At 44.7% G+C, this 15,904-nt stretch carries 18 protein-coding genes and 3 pseudogenes; 15 read left to right on the plus strand and 6 right to left on the minus strand.

The genetic code is table 11. The features are described 5' to 3' along the window. Window positions 1-104 precede the first annotated feature (104 nt). Window positions 105-398 carry a hypothetical protein gene (locus NDA06_RS23770; protein ID WP_190986445.1) on the minus strand — a complete coding sequence of 98 codons (294 nt, stop codon included), beginning with the start codon at window positions 396-398 and terminating at the stop codon, window positions 105-107. Window positions 399-535: 137 nt separating this feature from the next. Between NDA06_RS23770 and NDA06_RS23775 the strand changes: the two genes are divergently transcribed. The 9 genes and pseudogenes from NDA06_RS23775 to NDA06_RS23815 all read left to right on the plus strand — a co-directional run bounded on the left by NDA06_RS23775 (window position 536) and on the right by NDA06_RS23815 (window position 9,380). Continuing rightward, window positions 536-754 (plus strand): hypothetical protein, encoded by a 219-nt coding sequence (locus tag NDA06_RS23775; RefSeq protein ID WP_190412440.1) that lies wholly within the window; start codon window positions 536-538, stop codon window positions 752-754. Continuing rightward, window positions 751-1,021 (plus strand): annotated as a pseudogene (locus NDA06_RS23780) (hypothetical protein). Before NDA06_RS23775 ends, NDA06_RS23780 begins: the two are co-directional and overlap by 4 nt. Window positions 1,022-1,299: 278 nt before the next feature. Then, on the plus strand, window positions 1,300-1,722 hold the full coding sequence (locus tag NDA06_RS23785; RefSeq protein ID WP_190689275.1) for a Spy/CpxP family protein refolding chaperone: 423 nt from the start codon (window positions 1,300-1,302) through the stop codon (window positions 1,720-1,722). A 335-nt stretch (window positions 1,723-2,057) separates the two neighbouring features. After that, window positions 2,058-3,362, plus strand: a complete 1,305-nt coding sequence (locus NDA06_RS23790; protein WP_190986446.1) for an agenet domain-containing protein — start codon at window positions 2,058-2,060, stop codon at window positions 3,360-3,362. Between the two features lie 177 nt (window positions 3,363-3,539). Beyond that, a complete protein-coding gene (locus tag NDA06_RS23795) occupies window positions 3,540-4,364 on the plus strand; it encodes a M90 family metallopeptidase (RefSeq protein WP_190986447.1) in 825 nt (274 codons plus the stop codon). Between the two features lie 246 nt (window positions 4,365-4,610). Then, entirely contained in the window at window positions 4,611-6,890 is a 2,280-nt protein-coding gene (locus tag NDA06_RS23800; protein WP_199324165.1) for an ATP-binding protein, read from the plus strand. 158 nt (window positions 6,891-7,048) lie between these two features. Next, window positions 7,049-7,927 carry an AraC family transcriptional regulator gene (locus NDA06_RS23805; RefSeq protein WP_190986448.1) on the plus strand — a complete coding sequence of 293 codons (879 nt, stop codon included), beginning with the start codon at window positions 7,049-7,051 and terminating at the stop codon, window positions 7,925-7,927. Window positions 7,928-8,054: 127 nt separating this feature from the next. Then, window positions 8,055-8,708, plus strand: coding sequence for an antibiotic biosynthesis monooxygenase (locus NDA06_RS23810; RefSeq protein WP_190430491.1), 654 nt, complete (start codon window positions 8,055-8,057; stop codon window positions 8,706-8,708). 48 nt (window positions 8,709-8,756) lie between these two features. Then, window positions 8,757-9,380: an antibiotic biosynthesis monooxygenase gene (locus NDA06_RS23815; protein WP_190525961.1), complete on the plus strand. Its 624-nt coding sequence runs from the start codon at window positions 8,757-8,759 to the stop codon at window positions 9,378-9,380. A 125-nt stretch (window positions 9,381-9,505) separates the two neighbouring features. On the opposite strand, the gene NDA06_RS23820 is transcribed toward NDA06_RS23815, so the two are convergent. The 3 genes and pseudogenes from NDA06_RS23820 to NDA06_RS23830 form a co-directional block, all read right to left on the minus strand. After that, window positions 9,506-10,081: a hypothetical protein gene (locus tag NDA06_RS23820; protein ID WP_190412432.1), complete on the minus strand. Its 576-nt coding sequence runs from the start codon at window positions 10,079-10,081 to the stop codon at window positions 9,506-9,508. 257 nt (window positions 10,082-10,338) lie between these two features. Beyond that, window positions 10,339-10,443: pseudogene (locus NDA06_RS23825) on the minus strand (TetR/AcrR family transcriptional regulator); the annotation flags it as partial. Window positions 10,444-10,500: 57 nt separating this feature from the next. Further along, a pseudogene (locus tag NDA06_RS23830) lies at window positions 10,501-11,154 on the minus strand (TetR/AcrR family transcriptional regulator); the annotation flags it as partial. A gap of 1 nt (window position 11,155) precedes the next feature. On the opposite strand from NDA06_RS23830, the gene NDA06_RS23835 reads away from it, so the two are divergent. The 6 genes from NDA06_RS23835 to NDA06_RS23860 all read left to right on the plus strand — a co-directional run bounded on the left by NDA06_RS23835 (window position 11,156) and on the right by NDA06_RS23860 (window position 14,017). After that, window positions 11,156-12,148 carry a Rieske 2Fe-2S domain-containing protein gene (locus NDA06_RS23835; protein ID WP_190986450.1) on the plus strand — a complete coding sequence of 331 codons (993 nt, stop codon included), beginning with the start codon at window positions 11,156-11,158 and terminating at the stop codon, window positions 12,146-12,148. A gap of 23 nt (window positions 12,149-12,171) precedes the next feature. Beyond that, window positions 12,172-12,459, plus strand: coding sequence for a hypothetical protein (locus NDA06_RS23840; RefSeq protein ID WP_190986451.1), 288 nt, complete (start codon window positions 12,172-12,174; stop codon window positions 12,457-12,459). Further along, on the plus strand, window positions 12,434-12,763 hold the full coding sequence (locus NDA06_RS23845; RefSeq protein ID WP_190986452.1) for a UPF0175 family protein: 330 nt from the start codon (window positions 12,434-12,436) through the stop codon (window positions 12,761-12,763). The genes NDA06_RS23840 and NDA06_RS23845 overlap by 26 nt, the downstream gene beginning before the upstream one ends. Then, entirely contained in the window at window positions 12,756-13,154 is a 399-nt protein-coding gene (locus tag NDA06_RS23850; RefSeq protein WP_190986453.1) for a retroviral-like aspartic protease, read from the plus strand. The genes NDA06_RS23845 and NDA06_RS23850 overlap by 8 nt, the downstream gene beginning before the upstream one ends. A 200-nt stretch (window positions 13,155-13,354) precedes the next feature. After that, window positions 13,355-13,669: a hypothetical protein gene (locus NDA06_RS23855; RefSeq protein ID WP_199324166.1), complete on the plus strand. Its 315-nt coding sequence runs from the start codon at window positions 13,355-13,357 to the stop codon at window positions 13,667-13,669. A 51-nt stretch (window positions 13,670-13,720) separates the two neighbouring features. Further along, on the plus strand, window positions 13,721-14,017 hold the full coding sequence (locus tag NDA06_RS23860; protein WP_199324167.1) for an HNH endonuclease: 297 nt from the start codon (window positions 13,721-13,723) through the stop codon (window positions 14,015-14,017). A gap of 346 nt (window positions 14,018-14,363) precedes the next feature. Here NDA06_RS23860 and NDA06_RS23865 read toward each other — a convergent pair whose 3' ends face one another. Beyond that, window positions 14,364-15,227 (minus strand): neutral zinc metallopeptidase, encoded by an 864-nt coding sequence (locus NDA06_RS23865; RefSeq protein ID WP_190986454.1) that lies wholly within the window; start codon window positions 15,225-15,227, stop codon window positions 14,364-14,366. A 294-nt stretch (window positions 15,228-15,521) separates the two neighbouring features. After that, window positions 15,522-15,884, minus strand: a complete 363-nt coding sequence (locus NDA06_RS23870; RefSeq protein WP_348251887.1) for an HPP family protein — start codon at window positions 15,882-15,884, stop codon at window positions 15,522-15,524. Between the last annotated feature and the right edge of the window lie 20 nt (window positions 15,885-15,904).

The following is a 15,904-nucleotide window of genomic DNA, read 5'->3' on the forward strand; positions in this document are numbered from 1 at the left end:
CCATCACGGCGCGCAGCTGCGCGTTTCTGGACCGACACAGCCGGTCCCAACAGTCCCATCTCATCGCCGGTAGTCTGTTAGTGCGATCGCAAGCTCCCCTTTATTTAAGCGCGATGCCGAGCGATATTGTTTGTACTGTTCAGTGCAATGACGACTAAATTCGCCTTGATAAGCCGCTTTCCGAGTCGAAAAATTGGTATCTCTTTCAGGTAGCGTCCAAATACAGTAGATACAATCGGGTAAAACAGCGATTGCTTTGCCAGTACCCAAAGGGAGATCGCTCCCTTAATCAAACAATCCAAAAACAGTGATCGCAAGGATGAAGAAAAAGATTTATCGCTCGCGTAGGTTGGTTTTGGCTGTATGTAGAAGTGCGATCGCAGTTGCAACCGTGTCAAGTTACCGCCAGATTATCTGTGGAACGACCAAGATTACATTGCCTCGTCAAGTTCGGTTGTAAGTGAGTTTCAGGCTCTTGGATTAGAACAGAACAGTACAATGATTACAGAGTATTTTCTGCAACAATGCAACAACCATGACCAAGCTACTTGAACAGGCGATCGCAAGAGTCATGCAGCTTCCTGAAACCGAACAAGATGCAATCGCAGCATTTATCCTTGAAGAGCTTGAAGATGAAGCTTGTTGGGATAGAGCGTTTTCACAGTCTCAGGATATGCTTGCCAAACTTGCAGCAGAGGCATTAGCTGAAGATCGGGCAGGCAAAACCCAAGAGTTAGATCCAGAAACCCTGTGAAATCTAGAACAACATCTCAGTTTCGCAAAGCATTTGCCACTATTTCTCAGCAGGTTCAGCAACAAGCACGCGACGCATATCGGCAGTTCAAGCAAGATCCTTGGCATCCTAGTCTTCGCTTCAAGCAAGTCCATCCCACCCTTCCTATCTATTCTGCTCGTGTTAGTAAAAGTTATCGTGCTGTCGGCGTGAGAAACGAGAATAGGTATTGTGTGGTTTTGGATTGGTACACATACAGACTACGACAAGTTGCTCTCCCAGTTATAGCGATCGCGCACATTGGTTTCGGCTGCACATAGACAGCAGTGCGATCGCCTTTGGTACGCTACGCGATCGCATTTCATAAGCGAACAATTCAGTAAATCTCTTAGCCGCCCATTTCATTGCTTAGTAAAGGCTATAGGCGATACATCTGAGAGATGGGGCGAATAGGAGACAATGATTTTTAACCAAGACTGAACCATCTTTACTCTTGCCCGGTCTAAGGTAATACAACAATCGAATGCGTTGTTGCTACACACTAACAACCCGGAATTTGCACAGTTATGAAGATGAAACCTTTGTTCTTCTTGCCAGGAGCGATCGCGTTGATGCTTGCCGCTTCCCCAATGATTCCCGCTTTCACCAATGTTGCCTTTGCAGGTCCTGGTCGTGGTGGCGCAGGAATGAAGTATGACCAGCTGAATTTGACTGATGCTCAAAAAGCACAAATGCAGCAAATTAAAGAGTCTACGCGGCAGCAAATGGATGCTATTTTCACCGCAGAGCAAAAGGAACAAATGCGCCTTGCTAAAGAGCAACGGCAAAGACCGAATCTAAACTTGACGGAAGACCAGAAAACAAGACTCCAAGCGGTTCGCCAGAGTAGCAAGAGCCAGATGGAAGCAGTGTTGACTGCTGAGCAAAAACAACAACTTGAGCAATTGCGCCAGCAATGGCGTCAACGCCGTCAACAACCACAGTCCTAACGGGGGCGTTGCTATTGCTTTGTAAGAAAAAGTAGCGCGAAAGGAGTTTACCTAGCAAGTACACAGCATCAAGAGGGCATGGGAATAATCACTTCCCATGCCCTCTTGTTTTCATCAAATGCAGACTGCATTTGGTCTAGCAAAAAATCTGTTTCGATTCCCAATAATATTGAACAATAATTTTATAAATATTCTTTCATAGCTATTAATTATAGGCTTGTTCTGCCTCTAAAAGTTAATTGAGCCAAAAGAGTTATGAAATATAAATAAATCCAAGGCTCAAAATTTTATCGAGTACAATTCAAGAAAAACCTTATTTTTCAAGGAAGCAACGTATGGAAAAATCAATTATTCAGTTGGTTGATGAACTACCAACTGATAATATCACGGTTAAAGTTTTAAAGGCTCTTGATTATGTAGTGCCAAGTCAGTGGAACAACTTAGTAGGATTTGATAATAGTATCCGTAGTATTACTGGAGAAACTGATGCCAAGGTAATCCAAAAAATCCGCGATCGCGCTGTTGCTTTATATCACGATCCTCAACAAAACCATCAGACCGCAATCAAACTTTATCAAACAATTGATAAAGCAGACACAGCGATGGCGGCGGCGGCTTTAGCCAATAAAGTTAGTGAAAAAATAAGCTTCCTCTCTTTTTTGGGCAATATCACTCCCAAAGCAGACGTAACTCAAAGTATTGACCTTGTTCTAAAAATCGCTATTGAAATTATCGCCTTCTGTAAACTGAATGGTATTCCCCAACCGAATCCACAAGAATTTGCTAATTCTCTCGCTAATAACTATAAAGATGCATCCCTAACGCGGATGATGGCTTTAGTTTGTATAGATGGAATTCTGCCATTGGGTCCTGACTTTCTCAACAAGATTCAGGGGACAATTAGTGGTGCTGATGCTGGCGTATTAGCTCAAAATCCGGTTTTTTTAGCCGTCCAGAACTTTCTACCAGGGAATAATCCCTCTGATAAACTTGGTTTTCTAACTCAGGGTTTCAACTCTGTGCAAGGCTGGATGCAGAATTTAGTATCCAAGACAGGCGTCACGCCTCAATCTATTTCTAACAGTTTGGGTAACTTTATCCAGATTGCTGATGATAACTTAGACTTTGTGGCAGCTTTTTTGGATCAAACCACCAATTACTACGAGCATACAGGAGTTCAAAGTGTGGCTCGCAATCTAATTTTAAAAGCCCATACTTTGGTAAAAGAGGAAGTTACGGAAGAGGAGCAAAAACTCCATCAAGATGTTTCTTCTACTGTAATATCAGATACCTATCAGTATGCAGTAGGTCAAACAGTAGAAGTCTGGGATAGTGAGGAAGAAGATTGGTATCAAGCAACGCTTCAGAAAATTAAAGATAACCAATACTTTGTTCATTACATCGGTTACGGTTCATCCCATGATGAGTGGATTGACGAAGATGACATTCGTATTCCCAATAGTGGCTCATCCGATGACAACGGATATACGGTGGGTCAAAAGGTAAAAGGTTGGGATGATGAAGAAGAAGATTGGTATTCTGCAACGATTGAGAAGATCCAAGGCCAGCAATACTTTATTCATTACATTGGTTACGATTCATCCTATGACAAGTGGGTCGATCTGGACGAGATTTGCTAACTTCTGAATGAGCAAGGAGTCAAATCAGCGATCGCTCTCATGGTCAGTCGTCCACCATTAGAGCGATCTCTCTTTTTTTCAGGCAGGCAACAAAGGCGTAATCCTATAATGTAATTCAGAGATATTTCATCCACAAGCTTATCTGTGAATCAGGAAGCATAAAATGCTTAAAAGTCAATGGTTGAAATAATTATTATTTTTCTGATCGTTGGACTGATTATCACTGGGATTTTAGTCAATCCTGTCCTAGTTAAACGGCGACGGAACCGCCTGCAACAGCGCCCTTTTTTACCTCTATGGAATGCGATTGTTGAGAATAATCTTCCTGTTTACCTTTTTCTTTGTCCCGCTGAACGAAAACGGCTTCAGGGACACATTCAAGTGTTTTTAGCAGAAAAACAATTTATTGGTTGTGGAGGATTAGCGGTAACGGAAGAAATGAAGGTGATTATTGCGGCTGTCGCCTGCTTACTCCTACTCAACCAGCGAGAAACCTACTTTCCTAAACTTCGTTCAATCCTGGTTTACCCTAGCACATATTTTGTTAATGAAACTGCTTACACCGGGAATTATATTGTTGAAGAAAGACGTGTAGCCAGACTGGGGGAATCGTGGACAAATGACCAACTGGTACTGTCTTGGGAACAGGTAAAGCAAGACACTTCCAATTGGCGGGATGGACATAACGTTGTGCTTCATGAATTCGCTCATCAGTTGGATCAAGAAGATGGTAAAGCTGAGGGTGTTCCTATTTTGCAGCGAGATTCAGACTATGACCTTTGGGCAAAGGTGATGACAGAAGAATATCAACAACTCTGCAATGATATTCAACGAGGCGTACAGACGGTAATGAATAGTTATGGTGCAACGAATCCTGCCGAATTTTTTGCTGTAGCAACAGAGACTTTTTTTGAAAAACCCCGCCAATTGCTGAAGCAGCATCCAGCACTTTATGACCAACTGCAACGCTACTATCAACTAGATCCAGTGCAATGGGTTTAAATAGTTTCAATTTCATCGAAGGTTAGGGCGATCGCCCAACTACACCGATCGCAAGCGAGGCTGCTTAATCGCAGACTGCAACGAAACCACGCAATTCTCCCAAAGGCTTAAGCTGCGATCGCTCTCGTTTAAGCCTTTCTACTGAAACTTAAGCTCAAATGATGTTTCTAAAGTAGATTCGGGAACTATAAGGTAAGATTTCATACTTTTGTGTACTTCCTTGAAACCTTCTGCTGAGCGACCCCCTTGAATATCAAAACAGCTCGTCCTGCTAAGTCTACGCACCAGTTTCCCTTGCGTCTGATTCTTATCGTTCCCTTTGTATTACAAATATTTGCAGCGGTAGGGTTAGTTGGCTATCTGTCATTTAGAAACGGACAGAAAGCAGTCAATGACCTAGCCAATCAACTGATTGACAAAGCGAGTCAACAGGTTGATGAACACTTGGATACATATCTGGCGCTGCCACAGCAATTAAACCAAGTCAATGCAGATGCGATCGCTTCTGGACGATTGAATCTGAATGACCCTAAAGCTAGCGAACAGTATTTCTGGAGTCAAGCTAGAGCATTTGAAACAATCAGCTACATTGGCTATGCTCTACCGAATGGTGCCGAATCAGGCGCTGGGCGTTGGGTAAATGGCGTGAATCTCCTGGTTTTTGAAAATCTCCCTGGAAACGGTGTGGCATCGGATTACATCGCCGATCAACGGGGCAACCGGAAAAGCCTTTTGCAGAGTTATCAGGCCGATCCTTTATCGCCACCAGGGGTGGAAGACATCATTAAAACAGGTAAGCCAGCCTGGGCTGCTATCTACACATACGCATTTGAGAATACGGTACAGATTACTGAAGCAGGTAAGGCAATAAAAAGCCACAGCGGCACTTCTGACATTGGTCTTAATTACTATGTTGCAGTCCCTGCTAGATACCCAATTTATGACCAGAAGGGCAAGCTACGCAGCCTTCTGATGGTAGATTTGCTACTCACGAATGTGAGTGAATTCTTGAGGAACTTGAAAGTTAGCCCTTCCGGACAAGTCTTTATCATGGAACGGGATGGCTTGCTGATTGGCAGTTCCAGCACTCAACCCGTTGTACACAAAGTCAAGGATGAGACAAAACGCCACAGTGCCCTAGACAGCCCAGATCCCTTGATTCGCACCGTAGCAGAAAAACTCAAACAACAATTCCAGAATTTCACAACCCTTCAAAATACTCAAGAACTTCAGGTAACATTCAACCGACAGCGTCAGTTTATTCAAGTCACGCCCTGGCGCGATCGCTTTGGCTTAGACTGGCTGGTGGTTGTCACCGTGCCGGAATCTGATTTCACTTCTCAAATTAATGCCAACACTCGCACAACTATCCTCCTGTGTCTGGGAGCATTGGCAGCGGCAACGATTTTAGGAATCTATACATCACGCTGGATTACTCGTCCGATCTTAAAGTTGAGCCAAGCATCGGAAGCGATCGCGACTGGACAGTTAGACCAAACCGTTGAAACGACCAACATCAAAGAACTAGATGCCGTGGCACAGTCCTTCAATCACATGGCTTCTCAGTTACAAGATTCCTTTAACGAACTGGCGCAGACGAACGCCGAATTGGAAAATCGAGTCGAAGTCAGGACAGCAGAACTCTCACAAACCCTGGTTGATTTACGGCGCACTCAAGCACAAGTGATCCAGACCGAAAAAATGTCCAGTTTGGGACAATTGGTGGCTGGAGTAGCCCATGAAATTAACAATCCGGTCAACTTTATTCATGGCAATGTCACTTTTGTCGATGAATATGCTCAGAATCTTCTAGAGTTAGTGCAGCTTTACCAGCAAGAATATCCCCTTCCCACACCTGCAATTGAAGCCAAAATTGATGAGATGGATTTAGAGTTTCTCAACGAAGATATGTTGAAGTTGCTCTCATCCATGAAACTAGGGACTGAACGGATTCGAGAAATTGTTAAATCGTTAAGGACGTTCTCTCGATTGGATGAAGCGGACATGAAGGAAGTAGATATCCATGAAGGAATTGAAAGTACGCTGCTAATCTTGCAACATCGCCTGAAACCCAAACCAGACCGCCCAGCGATCGCAGTGATTAGAGACTATGGAAAGTTGCCCCTTGTGGAGTGTTATCCGGGACAACTCAACCAAGTCTTAATGAATATCGTGGTAAACGCGATTGATGCACTCGAAGAAACCAAAGCCAATTGCACGTATCAGGAGAAAAAAGACCATCCCGATCAAATCACTATCTCCACTTCAGTGATTGATTCGCAATGGGTGCAAATAGCGATCGCGGATAATGGCGTTGGTATTCCCAAAGACATTCAGCAACGGATATTCAATCCCTTCTTCACAACTAAGCCGGTTGGGAAAGGAACGGGGATGGGGATGTCCATCAGCTATCAAATTGTCACAGAAAAGCATGGCGGTAAATTGGAATGCTTCTCCACTCCTGGTGAGGGAACCGAGTTTGTGATTCAGATTCCCATCCGTCAACAACTCAGCGCTGCTATCTAACGGTATTCAGGGGATGCGAGGCGGACTGAGCAAGCTGAGCGGTATAACATATGAGTAAATGCGAATGCGATCGCAAGCTTTCCAACAACGATCTAGCCGATGCGATCGCCTATACTAAAATTTAAACAATGAAAGTACGGCACAAGTGCTAGAAGAGAGTGCATAAACCAAGACTCTACCAAAAAAATGCTGTCTTACAGGTTGTGCCGCGATCGCCAATTTTGCGAAGTCAAGACATTGTCTCAGATATTCTTCAGGTTGAACACCATCATCAACCCGCTAATCAGGAGTCTGAGTGTTGCCTTCCGAATTATCTCCTCAGTATTCATCTTGGTCAACCGATTCAGTTAGAACGAACGATAGATGGGCGACGCAGCAGCAATCGTCTGGCTGAAGGTGACATTATGATTACACCTCCCTATCTACATCGCAAACTGTTTTGGGATACTGATGCGGAATTCTTGTTACTTCGCCTTGAACCGAAGCTGTTTACTTGTGCCCTATACGAATCGGTTGATGCAGACGATGCTCAAGTTGCGCCACAGCTTAAGATTTGCGATCCTTTGATCCAGCAAATTGGTTTGGCACTCAAAACCGAACTAGAAATAGACGGGTTAAGCGATCGCCTTTATGCAGAATCGATGGCAAATGCATTAGCTGTTCATCTATTACGGCACTATTCAACTCGAAGGCGAGAAATACGATCTTACTCAGGTCGTTTGCCTAGCCATAAATTGCAACAGGCGATCGACTATATCCAGGCTCATCTAGCTGAAGATGTTTCCTTAGAAGCGATCGCCACCGAACTCGGTATGAGTCAGTATCATTTTGCCCGACTGTTTAAGCAGTCTACAGGTTACTCTCCTTACCAATATGTGATTAAACGTCGGATTGAACGCGCTCAGGAATTAATGATGCAGGAGCAGCACAGTATTGCAAATATTGCCTTGAAAGTTGGTTTTACCAGTCAGAGTCAATTTGGCAGACACTTTAAGCACCTCACTGGAGTTACACCGAAACAATTTCTTAAGAAATAGCAAGAATCTTCTAAAGCTGCAAAAATCGACTATACGCCAGTAAGCAGACTCTGTATTATTGGTTGGACAATTCGCTGCGTTTTGGTTTGACCAATCATCACATAGTCAGCACAGAGGAATCATCTAAATGCTTACCGTATTCAAGGACAACCCAGTTCTGGCAGAACTAGATATTTTTGTTACCCAGCCCGACCAACAATGGTTATTGATAGATAGTTTGATAGCCTACACTCACGACATCCTTAAACAGCAACCTGGATACATTGCAAATGCAATTCATCGCAGCTTGGATGGGTTGCGTGTTGTCAATTATGTGCAGTGGCAAAATCTAGCTACTTATGAAGCCTATATCAATAACCGCGATATCGCTTTGGCGACTAAGATTACTGGTTTCTTTGCTCCAGACTCTCATCTTTACGACATTTTTATGAGTGAGCCAGCAGACAGTCAGATGCAAATCACAGCGAACATGGGGGAACTCATCAACTTTGGAATGTTTAGATTGAAAGATCCTGCTAATCAGCCCCGCTTTTTAGAAGCGACCGCAGAAGCAATACGGCAAATCTCAGGACAAGCAGGATTAATCACCACACACTTTCATCGAAGTCTTGATGGTGCCCGCGCTATCAATTATGGGCTGTGGAGTTCCCAACAATTGTATGCCAAGATGAACGCGAATCCTCCGATGGCTGAGCCTCTCATGGTGATGCGCTCGCTTGCCAACAATGAGTTTCAAATGTCGCTTCACGAGGTAGTCTTCACCGAATCAACTAACTCATAGCAGTGAAGCAAAATCATCATGTAATGAATGGTTTAAGAGCATAGAACTATGGTGCAGATTGACCGGACTAATACTGCGATCGTTGGGCTAGACCTGTACACTGTTGCAGAGCGCCATCAGTCAACCTTGATTGAGGCAGTTATCCAAGAGCAAATCAAATCTTGGATTGACAATCCTTACTTCGTATCAGCCAGCGTGCATCGTAGTTTAGATGGAGTGCGAGTTTTTACTTATAGCCAATGGAATCCCAAATTTGATTACCGCAGCTTGCCTCGTCCAACAGTGTTCAGTGAATTCTTCCCGCCTGATTCACGCTTACTGGAAGTAACTGCTAGTCGATCTCTATCGGCAGAAGTTGAAATTGCTGAAGGCGAACGAGTGACGCACCTTGCTGAATTTCGGATGATGCCAATTAATCAACCTGAGATGGTTAGACGAACCTCTGCTGAATTAGAACGTGCGATGAGTAACTCAACGGGGTTACTCTCAGCTACCTTTCATCGAAGTCTAGATGGTACTCGGATGTTTAATTATGGTCAATGGGAGAGCAAGGAAGCGTTTGAAGCAATTCTCAAGCAACCTGGTTTCAACCCAGAGCAACCGTATTGGGAAGGTTTAGCCCGAAACGAATTTCATCTGTACAATGTCGTACACACCCAGACTACAGCCTAATAGATAGCTGCTGTAGGTTGGTTATTAGCTGCACGTAGGCACCAGCGCGATCGCTCTTCGGAATGAACAAAGCGATCGCAAACTTTTCTTGCCATCACAGTTTGAGAATTTAGATCCCCCAACCTCTAGTCGGGTAATGCCAGTCCGGTTCGAGGATCGCGGATATAAAGCCCTAGCACTAACGATTCCATAACCGTATCCCATACAGGAATTAGGCGATCTGCATCGTCCACCCAGTAGTCAAAAGTAATCAGACACTGAACACCAGAACCTAGGCCAATACAGGTTCGGGAATAAGCTTCGCGGTGTTCTTCTGGGTCAATAAATTTGAACTGAGTCCAAACAATGCGGGCAGTTTGACGCTTGAGTTGAATAATTTCCCCTCGCTCGATCGGCTGACGTTCATCATCTTTAACTACCTTCTTTAATAACGGAACCAAGGGAAAATCTTTCCAGTTTCCAGGTGGGAGTAAATTAAAGGAAGCTTCTAAGCGAGCATCATCGTTGGGTGGCTTTTTGTCTAAAAACCGGAATGACTTCTCATCCGGCTCAAAATGCCAATCCTCAGGGACATCGAAGCGCAACGCCCCTCGTCCTGCTACGAAGATCCGAGTTCCTGGCTTTGATTTCCAGTTATGGTCTTCTTTTAGCTCTAAGGTTTCTTTGAGCCATTTGAGATTGTGCTTTTTGCTTTTAGACATAGCCGCGACCGTATTAACCTTCCTCTTATTTTGCCGTAGGTTGCTTTTTATGGTAGGTGTCTGTTAGTGCGATCGCCCATACTGATGCATTCATCGCTCATCAGCCTACCCTAAGCCATCTAAAGACCGGATCAACGGAGAGGAATTTTGGGATTGGTGGCAATTCACAACCAAGAATAAAGAAAGCGATCGCTTTTTTTGGGTGTGAAGTCAGGGCGATTGATACTGCTAGCGAACGGGGGTCAGAAACGCTGAGAATTCTCCACAAACTGTTTCCCACATTCCTTACAGCGATAGCACTGCTTCCCCCTTCGATACCCGTTTTTAGATAGCTGCTCCGATTGACAATGCAGACACTTCATTACTTTCATTACACCGCCCAGCCGACCGTCCCCTACATACGGCTCTAAATATGACACCAACAAGTCCTCAATCTGCTGCACCAACTGTTGACGATGCTGTTGATCTGGGTTGCGAAGTGCCGACAGAAGAACAGCATTACTGCTGTGGACGCAAACCTCTGCCAGTAGATTACATTGCGCTTTACTCAATGCCGAATTTCTTTGCTTTAAGAGACCAGCCATGAAGTCAATTGCTTCCTGGGTCATGCTTTCATCGATCGACTGGAAAATCTCGCGGGATATAAAAAACTGCACAAACACCACCCGTGACACAGGTTGTTCAAACATCTGTGCGATCGCGCTGACCAATCCATGAATCATCTGTCGGAGTGGTAATCGAACCATCTCTGGCGTATCTGCCCTCGACCACATGGCCTTAACGCGCTCGGTATGGCGTAATTCCATCGCCTTAAAAATGGCAGCTTTATCGGGAAAAAACTGATACAAAGACCCAATTGCCGTCCCCGCTTTGGCTGCAATCAGATGGGTGGTTGCCGCTTCATAGCCCACTTCGTCAAACACTGCCGCTGCTGCATCCAAGATTTTTTCGACCCGTTCTTTACCTCGCTGCTGTTTGGGTTGACGGCGCAGACTTCTTGACGAATGTGAATATTCTGTCATATTCTGAAAACACGACGGATTATTCACAATTTTATCTCTACCGGAGAACATTATGCAGTCTATGCTTTTCGGTGCGCCTTGGTTGTTGGCGCACAAGTCGATGTTGGTAGTGAACCAACCTCGGAAGATTTCTCTGTATGGTAATGATTATGTGATGTGGAAAAACGCTGCTGGAGGAATCCATGCCCTGCCCAATGCCTGTCCTCACATGGGAGCAATGTTGTCAGAAGGATGGTGCGAAGCACACACGGATGGTACGAGTACTGTCGTCTGCCCGTTTCATGCCTTGCCGTTTGATTCAGAAGGATGCACCGTTTTGCCGGGAACGGAAAAGAAAACGTTGCCTCAACTGAAACCGTTAGAGTTAACAATTCAAGGAGATTTCATCTGGTCTTACGGCGGATACGAGCCAAAAGTGCCGATTCCCGCACTCTTGAATGACATTGCAGATACCTACTACTTTGTCGGGCATACCGCAGATACAAGTGTAGAGACCGATTTGCTGACTATGTTGCTGAATATGCACGACTATAATCACCAAAACGGTACTCACCAGGAATTATTCCGAGTTACCAATGTGGAATTTCATCAATTTATTGACAATGGGCATCATTCCCATGCGTTTTATGATCTGCCTACCGCCCCTTACAACTTGGCAGAAAAGCTGAGAAAACCCGATTTATTCCTACTCCCGACCACCATCAAAGCCCACCTGGAAAACTACTTCCCATCTCTGGTGATTTTTCATGGTGAAATGCCATTAGGTAAAGCAGTCCAGTGTCACATCTTTGTCCCAGAAGCCGAGAACCGCACAAGGACTTACATTTTGCTATTCGGTCAAGCCAAGCACCCTGCCTTTAAGCTATTCGGCAGGACATATCTCAAGTTTGGCAAAGTGGTAGTCGATCAAGATGCTGATATTTTGGGTAAAATTTATCCGAATACGCCTCAGAAAATTAAACTCAATAATGAGGTGGGTATGGATTGGGTGCGGCGCAATTTTCAAAGTTTCCCAAATGTTGTGGAACCTAATCTTTCAAAGTAGACAGCGCATAGCTCTTCAATATTATGGTAGCTGTTCGTTTCAGCATTACCTCATTGCGATCGCAAGCGGAAGTGAAGACGCGATCGCTTCTTGTCATCAACAGTCATCTGCAATTCTCAACCGAATGTCTCCAGCACGTTGACGCGATTGCTCATACTAGAATCCAGGCACCAGCATTAGTTAGAGTAGCCCCATGTCTGAAGGAAGAACTTACAGAGCTTGTCTTGCGAGTTGTCGATGAGCGATCGCCTAGCATAGAGTTATACTGCCTTTTAGTTATTACCCATGAACTCAGTTCAAGAGCCTATTAGTTTAAGCGTTTCCTCAGCATCTCTTCAGCTAGGAGAAAAAGCAATTCGGCTAGAACTTGCATTACAACTATACACGCGGAAGATTCTAAATTTTGAGCAGGCACAGCGGTTAGCAGATGTTTCGGCACAAGAATTCCAACACGTCCTGCAACAGCAAAATTTGTTAGATAAAAATGGGATAAACAGCATTCATCCTTTAGAAACGGGAAAACTTTACGAAGTCTGGATACCCTGTGATGCACCGGAAGCAGCAAAAACCTTGATGCAACTTTTGGCAGCAGAGCAGGATCAGCAGGATGCCTGAAGCACAACGTTTTTCATTCCATCAACGGGAGTTGCCTTATTTGCCGTTGCGATTGAGTTATCAAAAAACTTCTCTCGATTTGGAGGCGTTGCTGGATACAGGTTCAACGGTGAATGTGTTGCCTTACGAACTGGGATTACAGTTGGGAGCAATATGGGAGCAACAGACGGCAGTATTGCAACTGGCGGGTAATTTAAGTGATGTCGAGGCACGAGGCATCCTCTTAACAGCGATACTGGGGGAATTTCCCCCAGTTCGTTTGGCATTTGCCTGGGCACGCTCGTCGAATGTTCCAGTAATTCTAGGTCATGTAAACTTTTTCCTAGAATTTGATGTGTGTTTCTATCGGGCTGAGGCTTGTTTTGAGGTACGGCGTAGGCGGGAAGCTTGATGTAACAAACCATTTTACGAAAATGGCAGTTGCTTTGCTAATCCAGAGTACCAACTCTCATCTGAGCTATTATGTTGGCTGGTTGCGATCGCTCCCACTCTATTACGGGAATAGGCAAGTGAAGATGCCCAAATCAAAATCATGTTAAACCTAGAACTATAGGCAGTTTAATAGAAGTTAGCGAGGAGCTGTATAGTGTAATGGCTACATGGATTGAGGATATAACAACAGCCTTAATTAACCTTGGGGGGGTTGCACCTCTGTCTGATATTTATCAAGAAACTCGAAGAATTCGCCCACAACCACATCGAAAAACTTTTGATGCTATGATTAGAGACAACATTGAAAAACATTCGTCTGACTCTGTTAAATTCAAGGATAAGCCTGACTTATTTTTTTCCGTAGAGGGACTTGGACAGGGAATTTGGGGACTTCGCTCCTTACAGAAGAAAACACCGAAGGCGTTTGACATTAGGGATGTAGAAACCAGTGATACACCCCAACGAACTTTGTAGGCAATTTACCGCGTACTTCGAGATACACAGCTAGCACGCCAGACTAAAAGAGTGCATAAAAACTGCTGTCAGCTTTGCGGAACATCTATTACGCTGCCAAATGGAGACTGTTATTCTGAAGCACATCATATTAAACCTCTTGACCGTCCATATAACGGGCCTGATGTAGCTGCAAATATCATAATATTATCTCCAAATCACCATGCTATGTTTGACTATGGCGTGATCGAATTGGATTTAACCGCAATACGGGTACATCCAAGTCACCAAATAAGTGAAGAATTTATTAACTATCACAATAGCAACTTATACGGGAAATCTGTTAATAAATCACTGGACTCAAAGTAAACGAAGGATAGTAAAGTTTGCTCTTGAAGTTATTGTACGTGGGTTGCGTTCAACCGTTAGATTACACAATTACTTCCGAAGAGATATACTAAATTGACAGTCAATAATTGATGGGTAGTAGGATTGCCATCGTCGTAGATTGTGTTGAGCAAAAGTAAAACTCAATGCTCATCATTTTTTGCCCGCATTAAACAGAAATTGGACTTTGACCTCTGCTTTCCAATCGTCTGCATAGTCCTGTAGTTACGTTTACTGTTGGGGAACAAACAGAGCGATCGCCTGTTCTCAACAACCATCTGCACTTGTCGAAGCGATCGCTTGCTACTAAAATAGACACCAAATTTTGTTACGGATTTGCTGCTGCAAAGGTGTTGCATTGTGCCGGTTCCCCTGTCTGAATCCCCCGCTTGAACCAGCGGACTCGCTGCGCTGAACTACCGTGAGTAAAAGAATCTGGGACAACACGCCCTTTAGACTGACTCTGCAAGCGATCGTCGCCAATACTGCTAGCAGCATTCAGCGCCTCTTCAACGTCGCCTTCCTCCAGAATTTGCCGGGAACGATTAGCATGATGCGCCCAGATGCCAGCAAAACAGTCTGCTTGTAACTCCAACCTGACTGAAAGTTGATTCGCCTCTGCGCGACTAGCTTGACGCTGTAATGTACGAACTTTACTCGAAATTCCCATTAAGTTCTGCACATGATGCCCAACCTCGTGAGCAATTACATACGCTTGGGCAAAGTCTCCAGGTGCGTTGAGCTTATACTTCAAATCCTGATAGAAACTTAAGTCAATGTAGACTTTTTGATCGGCGGGGCAATAAAACGGCCCAACTGCCGAACTTGCAGAACCACAAGCCGACTGTACCGAATTTGAGAAGAGAACTAACTTCGGCTCCACATAGTTTTCTCCGTTTTGGCGAAACAGCGTACCCCATGTATCTTCCGTATCCGCCAAGACAACCGAAACGAAATCAGCCATGCGATCGTTCGCAGCAGATGATTGTGTTCGAGGAGACTCCGAAGAAGTGCGATCGCTCGGAGCTTGTTCTTGTCCTTGTTGCAACACTGCACCGGGATCGCCCCCCAAGAGGGCAACAATGACCGCCAGAACGATTGTCCCAATACCACCCCCAACTAGAGGGCCAGAAACCCCACCCCCGCGTCTGTCCTCAACGTTGCTGCTTTTACGACCGAATTCCCAGCGCATAGCTTCAAGTCTCCAAACTACTCAACCCAGCAGAAGTAAGTAAAGTGCTATTTCACCTAACCCAGACTTTCCACAACCCACTACAAATATTAGCGATCGCCTTCATCTAGATCCTCTGCCAGAGGGACGGCGCTGATTTATAGACGATCCTTCTTAGGGAAGGCTATCTCAGGGTCAAACAGTAGAAGAATGGCACAAGAAAAGCCCCTACGCAAAAAATCGGAGGTTAATCAACCTCCGATCCTTAGTTAACCCGACCCTTTCTACCACTACTCATGTAGAGATTCAGACTGCTCAAAACCAGTGCTTAGGATACGTCCTGTCTTGAGCAAGATTGTTAAAAACTACTGCACAGAGTACCAAAATAATAGAACCTTCAAGTGCCGGGGTTAGCAGAAACTGCCACTGTGCCTTCGTCATCATTACGACTAATGCAACAGCTCCCGAAGGTGGATGCAATGTCCCTGTGAACTGCATCATGCCAATAGCAGTTGCCACAGCCATTCCCATCGCCCAGGGTTCCGCACCAAAAAGATGCAAAATCGTCAAGCTAACTAGAGCCGCGATAAAATTACCGCCGATTACATTACGCGGTTGGGTAGTGCTAAAGAAGTAATGATGCATTGTAATGATGGATGAAGTACCAAATTGCGCCAAGGTGATTCTCTAATGACTTT

The sequence above is a fragment of the Trichocoleus sp. ST-U1 genome (assembly GCF_039961835.1).
Classification (GTDB): Bacteria; Cyanobacteriota; Cyanobacteriia; order Cyanobacteriales; family FACHB-T130; genus FACHB-T130.

Coding starts and splice junctions, on each gene's coding strand:
- NDA06_RS23820 (WP_190412432.1), bottom strand. CDS start 10,081: ATGTCTAAAAGCAAAAAGCACAATCTCAAATGGCTCAAAGAAACCTTA.
- NDA06_RS23775 (WP_190412440.1), top strand. CDS start 536: ATGACCAAGCTACTTGAACAGGCGATCGCAAGAGTCATGCAGCTTCCT.
- NDA06_RS23795 (WP_190986447.1), top strand. CDS start 3,540: ATGGTTGAAATAATTATTATTTTTCTGATCGTTGGACTGATTATCACT.
- NDA06_RS23785 (WP_190689275.1), top strand. CDS start 1,300: ATGAAGATGAAACCTTTGTTCTTCTTGCCAGGAGCGATCGCGTTGATG.
- NDA06_RS23865 (WP_190986454.1), bottom strand. CDS start 15,227: ATGCGCTGGGAATTCGGTCGTAAAAGCAGCAACGTTGAGGACAGACGC.
- NDA06_RS23845 (WP_190986452.1), top strand. CDS start 12,434: ATGAACTCAGTTCAAGAGCCTATTAGTTTAAGCGTTTCCTCAGCATCT.
- NDA06_RS23810 (WP_190430491.1), top strand. CDS start 8,055: ATGCTTACCGTATTCAAGGACAACCCAGTTCTGGCAGAACTAGATATT.
- NDA06_RS23790 (WP_190986446.1), top strand. CDS start 2,058: ATGGAAAAATCAATTATTCAGTTGGTTGATGAACTACCAACTGATAAT.
- NDA06_RS23835 (WP_190986450.1), top strand. CDS start 11,156: ATGCAGTCTATGCTTTTCGGTGCGCCTTGGTTGTTGGCGCACAAGTCG.
- NDA06_RS23850 (WP_190986453.1), top strand. CDS start 12,756: ATGCCTGAAGCACAACGTTTTTCATTCCATCAACGGGAGTTGCCTTAT.
- NDA06_RS23855 (WP_199324166.1), top strand. CDS start 13,355: ATGGCTACATGGATTGAGGATATAACAACAGCCTTAATTAACCTTGGG.
- NDA06_RS23840 (WP_190986451.1), top strand. CDS start 12,172: ATGGTAGCTGTTCGTTTCAGCATTACCTCATTGCGATCGCAAGCGGAA.
- NDA06_RS23815 (WP_190525961.1), top strand. CDS start 8,757: ATGGTGCAGATTGACCGGACTAATACTGCGATCGTTGGGCTAGACCTG.